Origin of the sequence: Psychrobacter immobilis, assembly GCF_904846175.1 — a bacterium.
In the GTDB taxonomy this organism is placed as follows: domain Bacteria; phylum Pseudomonadota; class Gammaproteobacteria; order Pseudomonadales; family Moraxellaceae; genus Psychrobacter; species Psychrobacter immobilis_E.
This window is the reverse complement of the sequence record NZ_CAJGZM010000012.1, coordinates 56,785-74,253: the sequence shown is the minus strand read 5'-3', so window position 1 is coordinate 74,253 and position 17,469 is coordinate 56,785. Positions and strand designations below refer to the sequence as shown.

13 protein-coding genes are annotated in these 17,469 nt (G+C 43.2%); 2 read left to right on the top strand and 11 right to left on the bottom strand.

What is annotated here, in order from left to right:
- Positions 1-270 precede the first annotated feature (270 nt).
- The 3 genes from JMW39_RS12155 to surE all read right to left on the bottom strand — a co-directional run bounded on the left by JMW39_RS12155 (position 271) and on the right by surE (position 3,532).
- Positions 271-1,569: a lytic murein transglycosylase gene (locus JMW39_RS12155; protein WP_201546849.1), complete on the bottom strand. Its 1,299-nt coding sequence runs from the start codon at positions 1,567-1,569 to the stop codon at positions 271-273.
- Between the two features lie 159 nt (positions 1,570-1,728).
- Positions 1,729-2,535, bottom strand: coding sequence for a peptidoglycan DD-metalloendopeptidase family protein (locus JMW39_RS12150; RefSeq protein WP_201546848.1), 807 nt, complete (start codon positions 2,533-2,535; stop codon positions 1,729-1,731).
- Positions 2,536-2,707: 172 nt separating this feature from the next.
- Complete coding sequence (gene surE / locus JMW39_RS12145; RefSeq protein ID WP_201546847.1) at positions 2,708-3,532, bottom strand: 5'/3'-nucleotidase SurE; 825 nt, start codon at positions 3,530-3,532, stop codon at positions 2,708-2,710.
- A 596-nt stretch (positions 3,533-4,128) separates the two neighbouring features.
- Here surE and JMW39_RS12140 point away from each other — a divergent pair.
- Positions 4,129-4,566, top strand: coding sequence for an MCR_0457 family protein (locus tag JMW39_RS12140; protein ID WP_201546846.1), 438 nt, complete (start codon positions 4,129-4,131; stop codon positions 4,564-4,566).
- Positions 4,567-5,192: 626 nt separating this feature from the next.
- Positions 5,193-6,359 carry a D-alanyl-D-alanine carboxypeptidase family protein gene (locus tag JMW39_RS12135; RefSeq protein WP_201546845.1) on the top strand — a complete coding sequence of 389 codons (1,167 nt, stop codon included), beginning with the start codon at positions 5,193-5,195 and terminating at the stop codon, positions 6,357-6,359.
- 158 nt (positions 6,360-6,517) lie between these two features.
- On the opposite strand, the gene JMW39_RS13345 is transcribed toward JMW39_RS12135, so the two are convergent.
- The 8 genes from JMW39_RS13345 to pilW form a co-directional block, all read right to left on the bottom strand.
- The gene (locus JMW39_RS13345; RefSeq protein WP_201546844.1) at positions 6,518-8,479 is read right to left on the bottom strand and encodes a sensor histidine kinase; all 1,962 of its coding nucleotides are present in this window, start codon (positions 8,477-8,479) and stop codon (positions 6,518-6,520) included.
- Between the two features lie 240 nt (positions 8,480-8,719).
- Positions 8,720-10,162: a ribosome biogenesis GTPase Der gene (gene der / locus JMW39_RS12125; protein ID WP_201546843.1), complete on the bottom strand. Its 1,443-nt coding sequence runs from the start codon at positions 10,160-10,162 to the stop codon at positions 8,720-8,722.
- Positions 10,163-10,578: 416 nt separating this feature from the next.
- On the bottom strand, positions 10,579-11,787 hold the full coding sequence (bamB, locus tag JMW39_RS12120; RefSeq protein ID WP_201546839.1) for an outer membrane protein assembly factor BamB: 1,209 nt from the start codon (positions 11,785-11,787) through the stop codon (positions 10,579-10,581).
- 265 nt (positions 11,788-12,052) lie between these two features.
- Complete coding sequence (locus JMW39_RS12115; protein WP_201546838.1) at positions 12,053-12,841, bottom strand: YfgM family protein; 789 nt, start codon at positions 12,839-12,841, stop codon at positions 12,053-12,055.
- 97 nt (positions 12,842-12,938) lie between these two features.
- Positions 12,939-14,240, bottom strand: a complete 1,302-nt coding sequence (gene hisS, locus JMW39_RS12110) for a histidine--tRNA ligase (protein ID WP_201546835.1) — start codon at positions 14,238-14,240, stop codon at positions 12,939-12,941.
- A gap of 104 nt (positions 14,241-14,344) precedes the next feature.
- Entirely contained in the window at positions 14,345-15,460 is a 1,116-nt protein-coding gene (ispG, locus tag JMW39_RS12105; protein WP_201546834.1) for a flavodoxin-dependent (E)-4-hydroxy-3-methylbut-2-enyl-diphosphate synthase, read from the bottom strand.
- Between the two features lie 141 nt (positions 15,461-15,601).
- Complete coding sequence (locus JMW39_RS12100) at positions 15,602-16,417, bottom strand: helix-turn-helix domain-containing protein (RefSeq protein ID WP_201546831.1); 816 nt, start codon at positions 16,415-16,417, stop codon at positions 15,602-15,604.
- Positions 16,414-17,349 carry a type IV pilus biogenesis/stability protein PilW gene (gene pilW / locus JMW39_RS12095; protein ID WP_227679514.1) on the bottom strand — a complete coding sequence of 312 codons (936 nt, stop codon included), beginning with the start codon at positions 17,347-17,349 and terminating at the stop codon, positions 16,414-16,416. Before pilW ends, JMW39_RS12100 begins: the two co-directional genes overlap by 4 nt.
- Positions 17,350-17,469: the final 120 nt, after the last annotated feature.

Below are 17,469 nucleotides of genomic sequence, written 5' to 3'. Positions count from 1 at the left end.
TGCAGCTACCTAAGTCGATGCGTCTAGATAACCTATGCAGGCGATGCGTCTAGATAACCTATGCAGGCACTTAGTTCAGTCGATTGAAGACAGTTTAAATAATCGACCTAGAAAGGTGCTAGGGTTTAGAACACCGCTTGAGGTAAAATCTAGCTTCGGGTGCGTTGCACTTCGATGTTGAATCCAAGGTATTTGCTCGATTTCAAATAATCATTCCAAGAACCATCGTTGAAAATAGCGATTATCTAAAAACAGCGACTTTAATCTGTCTCACCATCCAGCCAATGAAGACGCACTACGCTGAGTGATAAAACCATCTGGCGTTTGACCATTATCTGCTTGCCAGCGTTGGAATGCCAGTCGAGTGTTGGTGCCGACGATACCGTCAGCGCCCTTTGTATCATAACCCGAGCTGGTCAAACGCTGCTGTAAATTACGGACTTGCGCCGTCGATAATGGACGCTCGTAGCGCGGCCATGACTTCTGTAATCCGCTCTGACCGGCGAGCGCTTTACCCAATAAGCTAACACCTAACGCATAGCTTGATGAGTTGTTATACACCTTGATAACATCAAAGTTTGGGCTAAGCAGCAAGACTGGACCGTCTTTACCCGCTGGCAGCCACAGCTCCATTTGAGTATTACCATCCAAGGACACATCAGCGATGGTATCAACACCCATAGACGCCCATCTAGCCGCAGGCTGCTTGGTACCGACCAGCGAATAATCAAATGATGATGGAATAGTTGCTTCATAAAACGGTGCAAGACCACGAACCCAACCTGAATTGCTTAGGTAATTAGCAGTAGACGCCAAAGCATCACCCGTCGACCATGGGTTGCGGTGACCATTACCATCGCCATCAACGCCATGCTTAAGCCAAGTATCAGGGATAAACTGCGTCTGACCCATGCCGCCTGCCCAAGAACCATCGAGCTGTGACCACGAAACATCACCGCGCTGTAATAACGTTGCTAATGATAATAACTGGGTTTCAGCAAACTCTTGGCGACGACCATCATAAGCAAGGCTGGCAAGCGAGCTTGGTATACTACTATTGCCCGTTACGACACCGTATGAGGATTCCATACCCCAAATCGCGGCGACGATTTCTGCATTAACGCCATACTGCGATTGTAATTGTGATAAAAACGCCCGTTGCTCGGCAAATTTACGCTTACCTGTACTAACGCGGCCATCTGATACGGCAGAATCCACATATTCCCAAGGCATTTTAGAAAATTCTGGCTGCCCTGAATCAAGCGAAATAACTTGTTGGTTTAAATATGCCGTATCAAGTAAACGACGCACCGTCGAGGCATCGTGACCCGAGGCAATGGCGCGCATGGAAAAATCAGATTTCCAATCAGAAAAACTGTTATAGCTTGGCTTGGCAACAGGTACGGGTTTAACGACTGGTACTGGCTTCACCTGGATGGTTTGGGTCTGAGTAATTTGTACATTACCTTGGCGTACAGGTGTACTCGGCTTTTGCATCGCCTGCTGGCTGGTACAGCCAACCATGACTAAGGCGGGAAACAAAGCCATATATTGTTTTTTTAATAACATAAGATATCTCAAGTATGAATAAGTAAAGTAGCTTGATAGGCGCAGCTTTAATAATACTAATTAACATAGCTAAATTATTATAAAAGCTGCCACAGAGTTAACGTCCTTTTTAACGCCTTTATTAATGTCTTTTTACTGTCTTTTTTTAATGAGCTTTTTTTAACGACCCAGTACCGCCCGCGGGTCGATAGGATTGCCATTTAAGCGCACTTGAAACTCCAAGCCTACTTGATTGGTCTGACCGCTACTACCCATATTTGCAATACGCTGACCGCGCTGCACCGCGTCACCTTCTTTGACCAGCAAGGCACTGTTATGCGCATAGGCAGTAATATAGTTATCGCTATGACGTATCATAATCAGGTTGCCATACTCTGGCAGGCCATTACCTGAATAAAGCACAGTTCCTGATTGACTAGCAAGCACCGGATCGCCCATGCTGCCAGCAAACAACATGCCCATGTTACCGGCAGCGGCATCAAAGTTGCGGATCACTTGGTTGCGACTCGGATATTCATAACCTGAGGTGGCATTAGCCGTCACTTCATAAACAGGATTTTGAGAATAATTAGGCGTATTGCTTACAGGCGGCGTATAGGTTGGCTGCGCTTGCGTTGGTGTAGAGGCGTTATAACTGTTGTTATTGGCGGCGCGTACTGGCTCGCCTTGCCATAATTTGAGCCATTGACCGCTATAAATCGTATATTTACTATCTAAGCCATTTAGTGCGCCGATTTGGCGATAGTTCAAACGATAGCGCGCCGCGATTTGGCTGACCGTATCACCGCGCTGTACACGATGATAATTGGGAACACCTTGTCCGTTAGTAATAATTTTAGGTCCAGCTTGGGTACCTGCTTGATAAGTAGGCTTGGTGGCACAGCCGACCATCGTCAATGTGGCTACTGTCAACGTACCCATCAAGGCCACTGTTGCCAAGCGCGATCCAGCAATAAGCTTCTTCATACAAGATTTCCTATTCTTTATGTTGCTCACAAACTCCTTGTGTTACTCACAAGCATTTTGCTAACAGTTATAACGTTTAATGTCTTAGATACCATGTTTAATCATTGGATAATAAAGGGTTTATTAGCGATTTTAAGCACTGACAAATATCACCATGGATGAACCAATCAAGTTATAGCACCAACGCTGAGAGTGTATCAAGGGTTTCGGTTGGCGTATGATGCAGACGTACAGGCGATAGACTAATATACCCTGCTGCCACCGCTTGGTCATCCATCATTTCTATTGCCGATGATTGAGCGTTTTCATTTTCTGTTGATGGTTCACTTGATAATGTACGTTGACGTTTGCGTAGCGATAACCAATAAGCATCGCGGCCACGTGGGTCGACCACATGATGCACAGGACGTGCAATCTGACTGTGACTTAACGCCGTTATTTTTCGACCTTTAATCGCAGCGCCGCTATCAACATTAGGAATATTAACGTTTAATACATGATAGGGCAAATTTTTGCAAGCATCTAATATCGGAGTTTTGGTCAATAATTTGACCATCTCATTTGCCGCCATTTGATAATGACTGGCTTGTGCTTGACCTGTGCCTTTTGTTCCACCGCCCACTAAAGAGGTAGCAATTGCTGGTAAGCCAAAAAGCTGCGCAGTTAGTGCCGCGCCAAATGTGCCAGAAAATAAAACGTCCTGACCGAGATTGGCGCCTGAATTAATACCGGTAATCACACAGTCAAAATCGGTATGACAATAGAGTTCATGTAACGCCAAATACACGCAATCAGCCGGCGAGCCATTAACTGCAATAAACCCAGACTCCAGCTCATGGGTATATAACGGCGTTGAGATACTTAGAGAGCTTGCGCAGCCGCTTTGCTCATTGCTTGGCGCAACTACCACCACTTCTGCGATAGTAGACAATGCCTGATAAAGTGCCAATAATCCTGGAGCATGCACCCCATCGTCATTACTTATTAAAATTTTCATTTTTACTCAATTCTACTTAATACGGTTATTAATGACCGTCTGTCTACTTATTCACTTTTTTGTCGTAAAGTTGCTATAATCCACATTCTGCATAAGGGTTTTATTATTAAAGATGCAATTGCTATAAGTAAAACATAAGCAGTAGCCACACGTTAATATCAAAGGCGAAAAATTAGCGCCGTATTGCAGATAAAAAAACATAGATAAAAACCGTTAGTACCAGTTATCGGCACAAAAATCACCGCTAGGCCATATAATATTTTGGGCGATTATACCCTAATACTATACAGAGACGAACCCAGTACTTCGCTCTGATTTGCTCCACAGTCAGTTTTATTAGCAGCTTTTTGTCACCGATAATCAGCAATTTTTAGCGTAAAAATACTGGGCTGAGGTTACAGTAGGCAACAAGGTACAACATTATCAGCTTATACTTTTATGCTGAGGTAACTTAGCACTCTATAATACTGCTATGTTTCTGTAAACGTGGTTTAGCTCACAATATATCTACACTTAAATCAATATTTTATGTGACTTTTATTTTTTTACCCATTAACATAGCACCATCAAACAAAGACAAGCGAGTGTGATACTGAATGAATAATCAATCGATATTATCTATAGCTTCTGTGGTAGCGAAGACCGCCTCAAAAGTAGGTCTGGCAGGACTGATAACGTCTGTTGCTATGCTGTCTCAAGCGACTAATGCCGCCTCTAATTCGGCAACGACGATTCCGCTGGATTTATCTGGTGTCAACATCACTAAGCATGAGATTGCGGTAATGCAAGTGCTGTCAGAGATATGTCCACCGATGTTAACTGGCAAACAAAAACAGCGCTTTTATAAATCTTATAACGTCCAGCTTCATGAATTGATGCCATCGTTAGAAGACCCGAAAGCGGCGATTCAATATTTATCTACTCAGCAAGATTATCGCCAGATATTGCAAGGTATTCGCAGTTGGACCATGGGCTTCTCAAAACAAGATAATAAAGCTCTATGTGAAGATTTGGCCAATGCAGAATATTCTTAAAAGTTAATTTTAAAGGCTATGGTCAAAAAACCTCTTAAATAGCCCTCTTAAAAATTCCTTTTAAAAAGTATTGGTATAAGTAAAAATCAGCAGTATATAACATGAACAATATTAGTCATCTATAATAATCAAAATAAAATCACTGCTAGTATCATGTTTAAGCTGTTGTTTTTAGAATAATGAACAAAACTAACCAATTAATAAACTATAAGCTTAAACATTAAGCTCATAGAAAACATGAAGCTTGCTGTCATCTGGTCTGCTTAGCGTAGATGGGACAGCAGGCTTTTTTGTGGCAGTTAAAAAAGTATTCATTTATCGAAATATAAACTGTGATTAAGCTCTCTTTTAGCCTGCTATATAGCGATGTTTTATCATAACGATTTATTGTTTTTGGGCGCGCTCTATTTTATTGTATTTATCGATTCCCCATCGGTCGGCATTTTGCTAAGATAAGGCGTTAATTTTATGTCCATCGCTTGGTTATCGCGATTCTTATGAAAAATCTGTTTTAAATCTTAGTTTTAGAGTCATCTTTAAAATATGCTACAACAGATTAGGCGTGAGATTTAGTACGAGAAATGAGCGGTAGATACATTTGGTTTTATGATGCGGTGTAACAATCTATGACAGTAAAGCGTGTAAAAAAACAGCTAGTACAGCTGGTAGTTGGTGTCAGTGTTTCTATGAGTGCAGTGATGGCGAGCGCAGCCATACAGCCACCTGTGATGGAAAATACGGCTTATGTATTAATGGACTATAATACTGGTGAAATATTGGCACAGAAAAATGCCAATCAAGCACTACCACCAGCGTCTTTGACCAAGATGATGACCAGTTATATCATCGAGCAGCGCTTAGCATCAGGTGACCTCAAAGAAGACGAACAAGTTTTAATGAGCCCAAGTGCATGGTGCCGCGGCAGTAGCAGTCAGTCTTGTATGTATGTACCGGTCAATAAAACCGCCAGTGTCATCGATATGCTACGCGGTATCATCATTCAATCAGGCAACGATGCCTCAAAAGCGATGGCTGAACATATCGCGGGTAGCGAAGCCTCGTTTGCTATCTTGATGAATGAGCAGGCTGAAAAGCTTGGGATGGAAAACACCCATTTTGTTAACTCTACCGGTATGCCAGACGAAGGTCACCAAGCATCAGCGTTAGATTTAGCGAAGCTGTCACGCGCCATTATCAAAAACAGTGGCGACTATTACGGTCTTTATTCGGAAAAAGAGTTCACTTATAACGGTATTACCCAAGGTAATCGTAACGCTCTGTTAGCGACTGACCCTACTGTTGATGGCTTAAAAACGGGTCATACTGATGCAGCAGGCTATTGCCTAGCAGCCTCAAGTAAGCGCGAAGATATGCGCCTGATTTCTGTCATTATGGGTACAGAAAGCCAGCAAGCCCGTGCCGATCAATCACGTGAGTTACTCAACTGGGGTTTTGGTCATTTCACTACCGTTACTAAAGCACCTGCTGGGCAGTTTGTCAGTAAAGTACCCGTATGGTTTGGCGAAGCAAAAGAAGTAGAGCTTGCAACTGGTGATAGCTTACAAATCCTGACCGATAAAACGCAAAAGAATAAAATCACCACCGTGGTTGATATTCCTGAAAGCTTAGAAGCGCCTATCAAAAAAGGTCAAGAAATTGGCAAAATGATGGCCGTTATTGATGGTAAAGCAGTTGCCTCTGTGCCTATCGTCGCCACTAGCGATATCGAACAATCAGGCTTTATGAGCCGTATTTGGCAACGTTTTACACGCTGGGCACAAAACTTATTTTAAGTAATTGATTCAATAATTCACTTCAAGAATCATTTGTCATTACATAGCAGTTATTAGCAATTTTATTATAAAAAAAGACGCCCATCAGAAGGCGTCTTTTTTATTTATGCATACTTATAAATACATGTTTAGCAATGCATTCATATCTACGGTCATAATTAAGACCAAGCAAGCCAGCTCTTTAATAAATTGCTAAGCGCTTTATCTTCATAGGTGGCTACTTGACAGTAATCCACCCCAGCTGCTTTTAATCCATGCTCAAAGCTATCTAAGTATCGGGCTCGCTGCTGTGGATACCAGAATACCAATAAAGCCCGATAGTCGGTCTCAGAGGCACGTATACGTCTTGCTAATGCTTCAGCCTTGTCTGGGAATATATCTTCAGCAAACATCACCATATCAACTTTTCTATGCGTCATCTCATCAATAATCAGCTGCTCATGTTGATAGCAGATGACGTGCGCGCCCAAACGCTGTAATTCATCCACCAAAGCACCACTATCTTGATAGTAGTAATAGACGATAACGAGCCCCGTCAGCAGATGCTGCTGGCGCGATTGACGTTGAGTGGACAGCGGAATGGTAATAACAAACTCAGTCCCTACGCCAAGCGTACTATCAACATCAATACTAGCCCCCATTAACTGCGCCATTTGCTTAACGACAGGCAAACCAATACCCGTGCCTTCATACTGACGAGTTTGTGATGAATCTACTTGAAAAAATGGATTAAAAATATCGTCTATAAAACCGCTATCAATACCGATCCCTGTATCTTTTATCCGAATCTGCCAGCGATTACTATTATCGAAATGGGTCAATTGCGAAGTAAGGCTCACTTGCCCGACTGGGTTAAACTTAATCGCATTGCTCAGCAATATCGATAATATTTGCTGAATTTTTTCTGCATCGCCTTCAAGGCTATAATCAATATGATGGATATGGCTAACCAGTGCCAAACCTTTTTGACTGGCAATAGGCTCAAATTCTGCCAACAGGTCAGCAATTAATTGTAGTGGATTAAACTCAATTTTTTGTAGGCTAACCTGCCCTTTTTGAATCTGGTTAAGCTGAATGATTTGATTCAAAGCTAAAACTAATTTATCACTACCATTACGAACAATATCGATCGCATCTTTTTGTTCATCATTAAGGTGTTCATCATCTAGCAGTTGTAGGCCGCCAACGATAGCATTAAGTGAGGTTTTTAACTCATGGGTAATCATGCTTTGAAAGTTATGCAGCTGCACATCGAGCGATACATCTTTTTGATGCAATTGCTGCTCGAAAACCGCGAGCGCTTCATAATCTTGTTTCGATTGTTGCAGGCGATTGAATAAAGTCGTAAACGCATGCTTAATTTGCACCAACTCTTGAAACTTAAAGCGCTGCGGAATCACTGGTAATTGCTCAAGCTCAGGGTTTTTAATAACAATGTCACAGACTTCATTCAGCGCCGCAATATCTCTGGAAGGCCAATTCAATTTGCGCAAAATAAACAACGCCCAAATGATTGCCAATACTGTCGTCATCACCCATAACCATAGATTGCGTTGCAGCCAGTTTGCGCGCAGTGCCGTCACATCTAAGGTAATATTGATATAGCCTACTAAAGCATTATCCGTACTTAACTCACTTGGCGGGGTTTCTTGAAGCGTAACATCTGGCAGAGCGCTAGCTGTCTGCTGGTTGGTGTTGGTTTTAAATTTGGCATTATCACTAGCCATAGATAGCGTGCTATTGCCATTAGTATAATATCCAATGACTGGATAATTAAAACTAACGCTATTAGCAAATAGCGCATTCATCCAATCATCTCTAGATAAATTTCTATCGACAATAGGCTGCGAGGTTGAATAAAACAAAATACTTTCAATATTCTGCTCATTTTCTAACAAAAACCGTACTTGCTCAGCAACTACTTCGTCGCCATCTGCGCTCGCCGCACTAATGGTTAGTAAGTTCGCCAATTGCTGAGTATGCTGACGCACTTCTTTATAATGTTGCACCAAACCATAAACAAAAGACAATAGAAAACCTGCCAATACAGCCAAAATCATGGTCTGCATGATAGATTGCCAAATAAGCATGGGAAGGGTTTTTGTTGGGCGGTTGTTCATATCACTCAACTGAGTTAAGACAACATGTGATTATAGTATAAGCATATTATAGGGGTAATAAGCGCAATGCGACATTTTAATGTAACTTAAGAATGTGTTAAATTAAAAAATGCCATGACAACTGGTATAGTCATCATGGCAAATTATATTACAGAAAAGCAAGGATAGAAAAATAGTAAAGATAAAATAAAATGGTCTTTATTTGCTAAAAAATATAAAGACGGTCACTATCTCGTAAAATTAACGCTTTTTATCTTTATTGGTAAATCTCGGCTTATCTTTGGTGGTAAATTTCTGCGCACGATTGCGTTCACGTTGGCGTAGCTGCTGCGCTTTTGCTTTGGTTGGTGTGTCGCTTTTATTGGCATATGGATTATCGTTTTGTTTAAAGATAACATTTAGCGGCGTACCCTCAAGCTTAAACACTTGACGGAATTGGTTTTCAAGATAGCGCTGATAGCTCTTCGGTAGCGAAGACGTTTGGTTACCATGAATCACAATCACTGGCGGATTATGACCACCAATATGCGCAAAACGTAGCTTAATACGGCGACCAGCAACTGTTGGTGGCGGATTGGCAGCAACAGCATCTTGTAAAATCTGCGTCAAACGGTTGGTTGAAACCTCAAACATCGACGACTGATAAGCACGCAAGATAGAAGGATATAAATTACCCACTCCGGTACCATGTAATGCTGAGATTTGGTGAACTTTTACATAAGAGATAAAGTTGAAACGGCGATCCATCTCAATCTTGATATAGTTCTTTTGATCTGCAGTGAGACCATCCCATTTATTGATGGCGACTACCAAGGCACGACCAGCATCAAGCGCATAACCAATCATATGTAAATCTTGATCGACGATACCTTCTTGCGCATCAATCACAATAACCGTGACGTTAGAATCGTCGATTGCTTGCAAGGTTTTAATAACTGAGAATTTCTCTACCTTTTCATCGATTCTGCCACGGCGACGGACACCCGCAGTGTCAATCAAGACATAGTCTCTACCCTCGCGCGTATAAGGAATATAAATACTGTCACGCGTGGTACCCGGCATATCAAATACCACCACACGGTCTTCACCCAATAGGCGGTTGACCAGCGTTGATTTGCCAACGTTTGGACGGCCGATAATCGCCAGCTTTAAGCCTTTTGGCTCGACGACGTTTTCTTGCGTTGGCATATCAGCGGTCAGAACTTCTAACAAGTTACCAACACCGCGACCATGACTGGCTGCCATCGGATACGGCTCGCCCAAGCCTAATGCATAAAACTCTGCAGGCGCGGCATCATGTGCACCATCGACTTTATTCGCGACGACATACACAGGCTTACCAAGGGTATGTAAGAACTTGCCAATCTCAGCATCGGCACCAATCATACCGGCACGCGCGTCGACCACAAAGACGATAATATCGGCTTCATGAATGGCAGTATGCGACTGCTCCGACATATAATCATCGATATTTCCGCTACCATCATCCGCTTCACCAATACCACCGGTGTCTACAACGATGAAAGATTTGTCTTCATAGGTTGCATCACCGTATTGACGATCACGAGTCAGCCCTGACAAATCAGCAACCAATGCCTGCCGACTTTTAGTGAACTGGTTAAATAAGGTTGATTTACCGACGTTTGGACGACCAATTAAGGCGACCACAGGCTTGATACTCATGGGTTACTCTCAGTGAAGGGCACAATGGCGGACAGGTCGCTGACTCTTATCATAAAGATGAATAGCTGCACTTGACCGCGAATTTAAATAATAGAAACTAAACGATAGAAATCAGATAATAACGAATATAGTCAGTGCGAAATAATATCAAGATATTAATAGCAACTTGCTACAGATATAAATTCTAAAATGGATCGACTATATAGATAGCGCTATTATATATGAATAACGCAGCAATAACGCCTACTATATAGCGGTCGCATAGAGTACGCGAAAGCGACCGCTTAAACAAGCAATTTACAAAAGGCACGAAACGCTGACTAAGCAGCGTTTTGTATTGATGTAACTAGTACTCATGTCATTATAAGCAGGCTTATTTAATCAGTACAATTAAATAAGCCTAAGCTCATAAAAATTTAGCGCGCCAATTGCCAGATAGCAACTTGCCCTGAGGTGCTTTGGGTTAGTAAGCGGCTACCTTGTACTTGCAAACTACTCAATGCGCCTTTGGTCTGTACACGGCTGACGATTTTGCCGCTAGCAGGGTCAAATAAATGCACCACACCATCAAAATCACCAACGGCAATATAGTTACCAATCATTACAGGGTTGGTTAGGTGACGATAAGCCAACTCTTCGCTTTCCCACAACACTTCGCCATTACTGCGATTATAGGCAACCACTTTGCCATCTAAGCTCGTTGCAATGACTTGCTGACTGTTTACCGCCAGTGATTTTAGACTGGCAAGCTCATTGACAAACAACACTTCACGAGAGGCTAAGTTAATACCTAGCAATTGGCCGCTATAGCTGATGGCAAATAACTGATTGTTATCAACGATAGGAATACCGTCGACATCGCTCATGCGCTCAACTTCACTACTGCCCGCACCGACACCAACACGGCGTGACCACTGCGGTAAACCATTATCGACAGTGATAGCATGTAAACGGCCATCAGCCGTGGCTAATAATGCTGTTTTAGCATCTAGCAATGTTGGTGCTGCCGTACCGCGCACACTGATAGCCGGTACTTGGGTGGCGAATTGCCAAACCGACTGACCATTCTGTAATGATAAACCATGCAAGAAGCCATCGTTAGCCGATAAAATCACCCGGTTATTGCTGATTAAAGCCGGTGTTAACACTGAACCGGTTAATTGCTGCTGCCAACGTTTAGCACCAGTCGCACTATCAAATGCCATCACCAGACCGCTACGGGTACTGATAATAGCGGTTTGGCTCAAAGCATCTAAAGTAACGCCGCCAGTGATTTGGCCGCCAACATTCACTGACCATACACGTTGACCGGCACTATCAAAACCCGTTAAATCACCGCCGCGCGATGCAGTTACGATTTGCGAGTTGGCATAGCCCACTTGCAGGTCAAGCGGATCTTTACTACTGGCTTTTTTGCTACCAACATCAGTACTAAAAACCGGCTGCAATACACTAATTGGCTGCGCAATTTGCACCAATTTTACAGGATCATTGACGACTGGCTTGATACCTCGATTACACCCAACCACTGCGGTTGCCATCACAGCGATGACGGCGATATGCATGGCCGTCGTTTTGATAGTCTTAGCATTTATAGTTCTGTTTGAGCGAATAGCTTGAGTCATTATAGGGTCTCACTAGCAATAAATTAATCATTAATAAATTAGCTATCAGCAAGCAAACGGTGAACAATAATAACCAGTACATAAATAAGCACTCGTTATTAAGACTACCCTACTGACTTACTGCGCTACTTAGTTTTTAAAACGGTTTATAGAACGATTTGAGGTGTTACAATCTTTGTTAAGCCACTTATTCAAGCGTTGGCGCTCATATTTAGCACCAGCGCTTGTTATTCGAAATATTTGTAGTATCTGTTTTTGACATCTACTACTCAGCAGTGGCTACCGTATTTTGCTCTTCAGCTAATACGGGCTGTGCAGGCGCAGTAGATTCTTGAATAAGACCCGCTTGCGGCTCAATAGGCTCAGCTACCACACCGAGACTTTCCATCTTTAATGCCAATACTGCACGTGTTTCTTGACGGTTACGTAACAATTCCCAAGCATTATTGTAAGATTTAACCGCCGCGTCTTTATTATCTTGCGCCAAATAAATATCACCCAATAGTTCTTGCTGACTTGCCTCAAACGAGCTTGGCATATTGTTATTGGCCTCGGCTAAGGCAGCGTCGGCATCACCAGCTGCTAATAGCGTTTTCGCATAGCGTAGACGAGTAATTGCTTGTAGACCTGCATCACCCAAATCGATTGCTAGGGCCTTTTTAAAGGTCTCACCAGCACCTTTAAAGTTATCGTTATCCACTTGCTGGCGCGCTTTAATCATTAGCGCTTGCCATGCATAGACAGAGTTGCCATGCGTACTTACTAAAGCATCAATATCTTTATCTAACTGTTTACGACTCTCAGCAAGTGATGCTTGCGCCTCTGCTTCTAAATCTGGGTTTTGCGACGCTAGGCTGACTTCTTCATTTAAACGCTGAATATCGGCATAATGGTCGGCGGCAACCGTATCGACGCGCGCATGGTTATTTTGCCAATACGTCCAGCCAAAATAGGCGGCCAACGCCAATAAAATCGCAGTGACAATATAGCTGCCATATTGCTTTAACGCTTGCATTGAATTGTCGGGATTTGGCGAATTGGGTGTCAGAGCCATATATTTTTACCTGATAAAGTGTTATTAAATTGCCAAAGCTAAAGTCATAATTGATTACTGTCGAACAATATTTTCTTTTACTGACGAACAAAGCTTTTTAATGACGAACAAAGTTTTCTTTATTTGATAGCCAATCTGCCGCAACCGTTTGTTGCTCACCCGTCTGCATATCTTTAATGCTAATGGTATTATCATCGAGCTCTTGCTGGGCGATAATCACTGTCAATGCAGCGCCTGACTTATCCGCTTTTTTCATTTGAGCTTTTAAGCTGGTTGCGCTCGCCATTTTTATGCGTAAGTCGGGACGGCTATAACGCAACGCTTGCGCATAACCAATACCCGCACTATAAACTTCAGGATGAGCAACCACAAAAACGTCGCAAGCAGGCAACTCTGCAATCGGTGCCACGGCTTCAATAAGCAATAACAGACGCTCAAGTCCCATCGCAAAGCCAACGGCTGGCTCAGACTTCAGCGGTTTATTATGCTCTTTATCATCAGGGGTACCGATAGATTTTAATTGCCCAATCAAACCATCATAACGACCACCAGCACAGACGGTCGCTTGGCTGCCAAGCTTATCAGTTACCCACTCAAACACGGTTTTATTATAATAATCAAGACCGCGTACTAAGTGCGGATTAATCTCAAACTCAATACCAAGTGCGGTCAAATACGCTTGTACTTGTTCAAAATGCGCCTTACTCTCTGCACCCAAAAACTCAGCAAGCTTTGGCGCATCTGCCAATAGTGCTTGGGTGCTCGCCTCTTTACTGTCTAAAATACGCAGCGGATTGGTCGTTAAACGGCGTTTGCTGTCCTCATCTAACTGCTCTTGTTTGTCAGTCAGGTAAGCAACCAGTGCTTCACGATAAGCATGACGTTCATCAATCTCACCCAAACTATTAAGCTCTAAGCGCATCTCGTCTTTAAGACCCAGCTCTTGCCACATCAAATGCGTCATCGCAATCAGCTCTGCATCGGCATCCGGTAGCGCACTACCAAAACTTTCGACACCCAATTGATGAAACTGACGGTAGCGACCTTTTTGCGGACGCTCATAGCGAAACATCGGACCGATATACCAAAGTTTCGGTGTATCACCACGCAATAAATTGTGCTCAATCACCGCGCGTACTGCCCCTGCTGTACCTTCTGGACGCAATGCCAATGGCGTTGGTGGCTCAGACTTATCAGTAAAGCTATACATTTCTTTTTCGACGATATCGGTTGCGCCGCCAATAGCACGGGCAAACAAATCAGTTTGCTCAACGATAGGCAGGCGAATATGCTCATAACCGTATCTACCCAATACATCAGCCAATATCGACTCTAAGTGCAGCCATTTTGCGGACTGTTCAGGCAAAATATCATTAAACCCTTTGATCGCTTTAATCATGGTACGGTCGCATCCTTAAATTTTTAACAAAGTACTCTATTACTAATTATTCTTTTGGTGACGCTTATAAAATAAGCTTTTAATAGCTCAGCGTCTTACTTTACTTATTTTACACGAATGATTTCATTCTCACGTTTTTTCGCCAAGTCTTCAGCATGCGCACGTACCATACTTTCAATTTCATCGACCAAATTATTGGTATCAATCAAATGGCTCTTTTCGCCCATACGGTAGACCAGTGATTTTGGTGCGGCGCCGACAATGCCAATGTCCGCTTCTTTTGCTTCACCGGGACCATTTACCTTACAGCCAATTACTGACAAGTTCATTGGTTCACGGATATCTTCTAAACGCGACTCTAAAGCCGTCATCACTCTAATGACATCAAACTCTTGGCGCGAGCAGCTTGGGCAAGCAATAAAGTTGACACCATTTGAGCGAATATTTAGCGATTTTAAAATATCAAAGCCAATTTTAATCTCTTCTTCTGGCTCTGCAGCTAAGGAGATACGAATGGTATCGCCGATGCCGTCTAATAATAGACCGCCTAAGGCAATCGCGGATTTAACCGCGCCCGTACGATAAACACCGGCTTCGGTGACACCTAAATGTAGTGGATTATCAATCTGAGCAGAAATCAGACGATAAGCATCCAAGGTTAAAAATACATTACTGGCTTTAACCGACACTTTATATTGATCAAAGTTCAAGCGCTCTAATATATCGATATGGCGCATGGCTGATTCGAGCATCGCCGCGCCGGTCGGCTCAGTATATTTACGCTGAATGTCTTTTTCCAATGAGCCTGCATTGACGCCAATACGGATAGGAATATTGTAATGCTTGGCACAAGCAACCACTTCACGCACTTTGGCGTCGCTACCGATATTACCAGGGTTGATACGCAGGCAATCGGCACCAGCTTCAGCAACGGCTAAAGCAATTTTGTGATCGAAATGCACATCGGCTATTAAAGGGACGCTAACCAACTTACGAATTTCACCAAACGCTCTTACCGTATCCATCGTCGGCGTCGATACGCGCATCAAATCCGCCCCTGCTTCAACACAGCGCTCGATTTGGGCAACGGTCGCTGCCACATCACACGTATCGGTATTGGTCATACTTTGCACGCTAATCGGTGCATCACCACCAATCGCGACATCACCGACATATATTTTCTTAGTAAGACGACGGTTAATAGGCGCTGACGTTGACATAGACAAACCCTTTCATTGGAACGAAAAAACTGGAAACAAACATTACTTTTTAACGCTAACAACTTTTATGTCATTAACAATAACTGCTTTAAGATAGCCGTCATTTAAACAACATTTAATTTAATGACAAGCTGTTTAATATTATGGTGCTAGCTCAAAACTGGCTTGCGTACCTGTTGCATAACTGTCTAAAGCAACTGCTTCTTGATTAAGCATCAAGCTGACATTTTTAACATTATCAATCTGCACATTAAATGGTGGCATACCTGATAGTTGATAATCACCAGCCGTCTGAGAACCATTCATTAGGTTGCTACCTGAGGCATCGGTAATAACTACAACAGCAGCATCGGTCAGTTTGACGTCTAGCGTGGCTGCTGCCGTACTTTCGCCGCCCAAATTAAGCGCCGAACCAGAAGCACTGACGCCATTAGTATCGCTGTTAATCGCGGCACCCTGCGCTTGCTCTATGGCTGAGATGTCTTCGCTGGTATTTACTGGCTGCTCATTATTTTCTTTACTGGCATTAGTCACCATACGAAATAAGAAAATCGCTAAAATAATGACCCCAATCACTGCGATAATAAGCAGCGGATTAAAACGGATACGGTTATGAGTATCGCGCTGCAAGGTACCCATCGGACGCAGTGGCGACTCAATATTATTGCTCGAGCGTGACTTTAGCTCAGTTGGATAAGCAGCATCGAAACTACTCGCTATTTTTACCGGATCTAGACCCAAAAACTTGGCGTAGTTAATCGCAAAACCACGCGCAAACGCTGCTTGCGGCATCTCCGAGAAGTTTTCATTTTCTAGCGCTTGCAGATGTCGTTTTAAAATAAATAACTCGGCGGCCGCGTCCTCCAAGCTTAATTGCTTGTTTTTGCGGGCTTGCTGCAACATGGCACCAAATGATCCCTGAGCGTTAGATTGAGTGTTTGATGATGGGGTGGTCATTTCCATGGTGCCTCTGGATTGTTAAGCCAAGTCTTAAGTTGTTTTGCTTCATCACTTAATGGATAAGCGGATAAAAGCTGCTGTGCCAATTGCTGGCGCGTTGCTATGTTGTTTTGTGCCGCCGCAAGCTTGATGCCTTGTAATAGTAAACGCGGGCTGATGCTCTGCCCTTTTACCAATAGCAAGGTTTCATCATAAAGCCTTTGTGCTTGCTGCACACGCTGCTGCTCTAGTAATAAATCGACTAGCTCAAAGTGCGCAATTAAGCTATTGCGGTTGCCATCTAAGGCGCGCAAAAATGCTTTGGCAGCAGCTGGATGATCATTCAGCTGAAGGTAGGTACGCCCTAAATTCTCTAACGCCCCGATACGACCCTCGTAGCCAAGCGACGCTCCTGCAATCTCAAACTGCGCCGCCGCCTCTTTATAGCGCTTCATCTGTGACAGATAAACACCATAATTATTGTGGGCTTGATCAAAATCTTTATCCAGCGTAATGGCTTTTTTAAAATACTGATCGGCTTTTTCAAGATTGAGGCGACTGCCCTCTTGCTGCAACAAAACGCCCATCATATCATAGGCCGGCGCGTAACGGCTATCGGCAGCAAAGGCTTTTTCAAGTTGACGCTGTGCAGCATCAAGCTGATTTTCGCGGATATATTGTGCAGCAAGTGAGGTGCGAACGCGAGCAATTTCTTGCTGATCCAAATTGCGATTGTCATTCGGCCGCTTCGAGCCCTGATAAGGCGCACTGCCTAATAAATCATTGGTCGGCGTATTTTGACAGCCACTAAGTAGCAAGACGCTTAACGCACTGGCTAACAAAATGTATTTTGAGCCACGCTTTTGGGCAATATTGACGCAGGATTGCTGTGCCACTTGAGCAAACAAGATTTGATATTTGAACTGACAAAGATTTTTAAAAGTCATCATAGCCGCCATCATAAAACTGAGGTTCAATGCGTTAGATCTTCGAGGCCTAAGTTTAATAGATTTAGCCTCTATAAGTACAATTTATTGTCATTAAATGCGCCACACTCGATTATTGCTGTT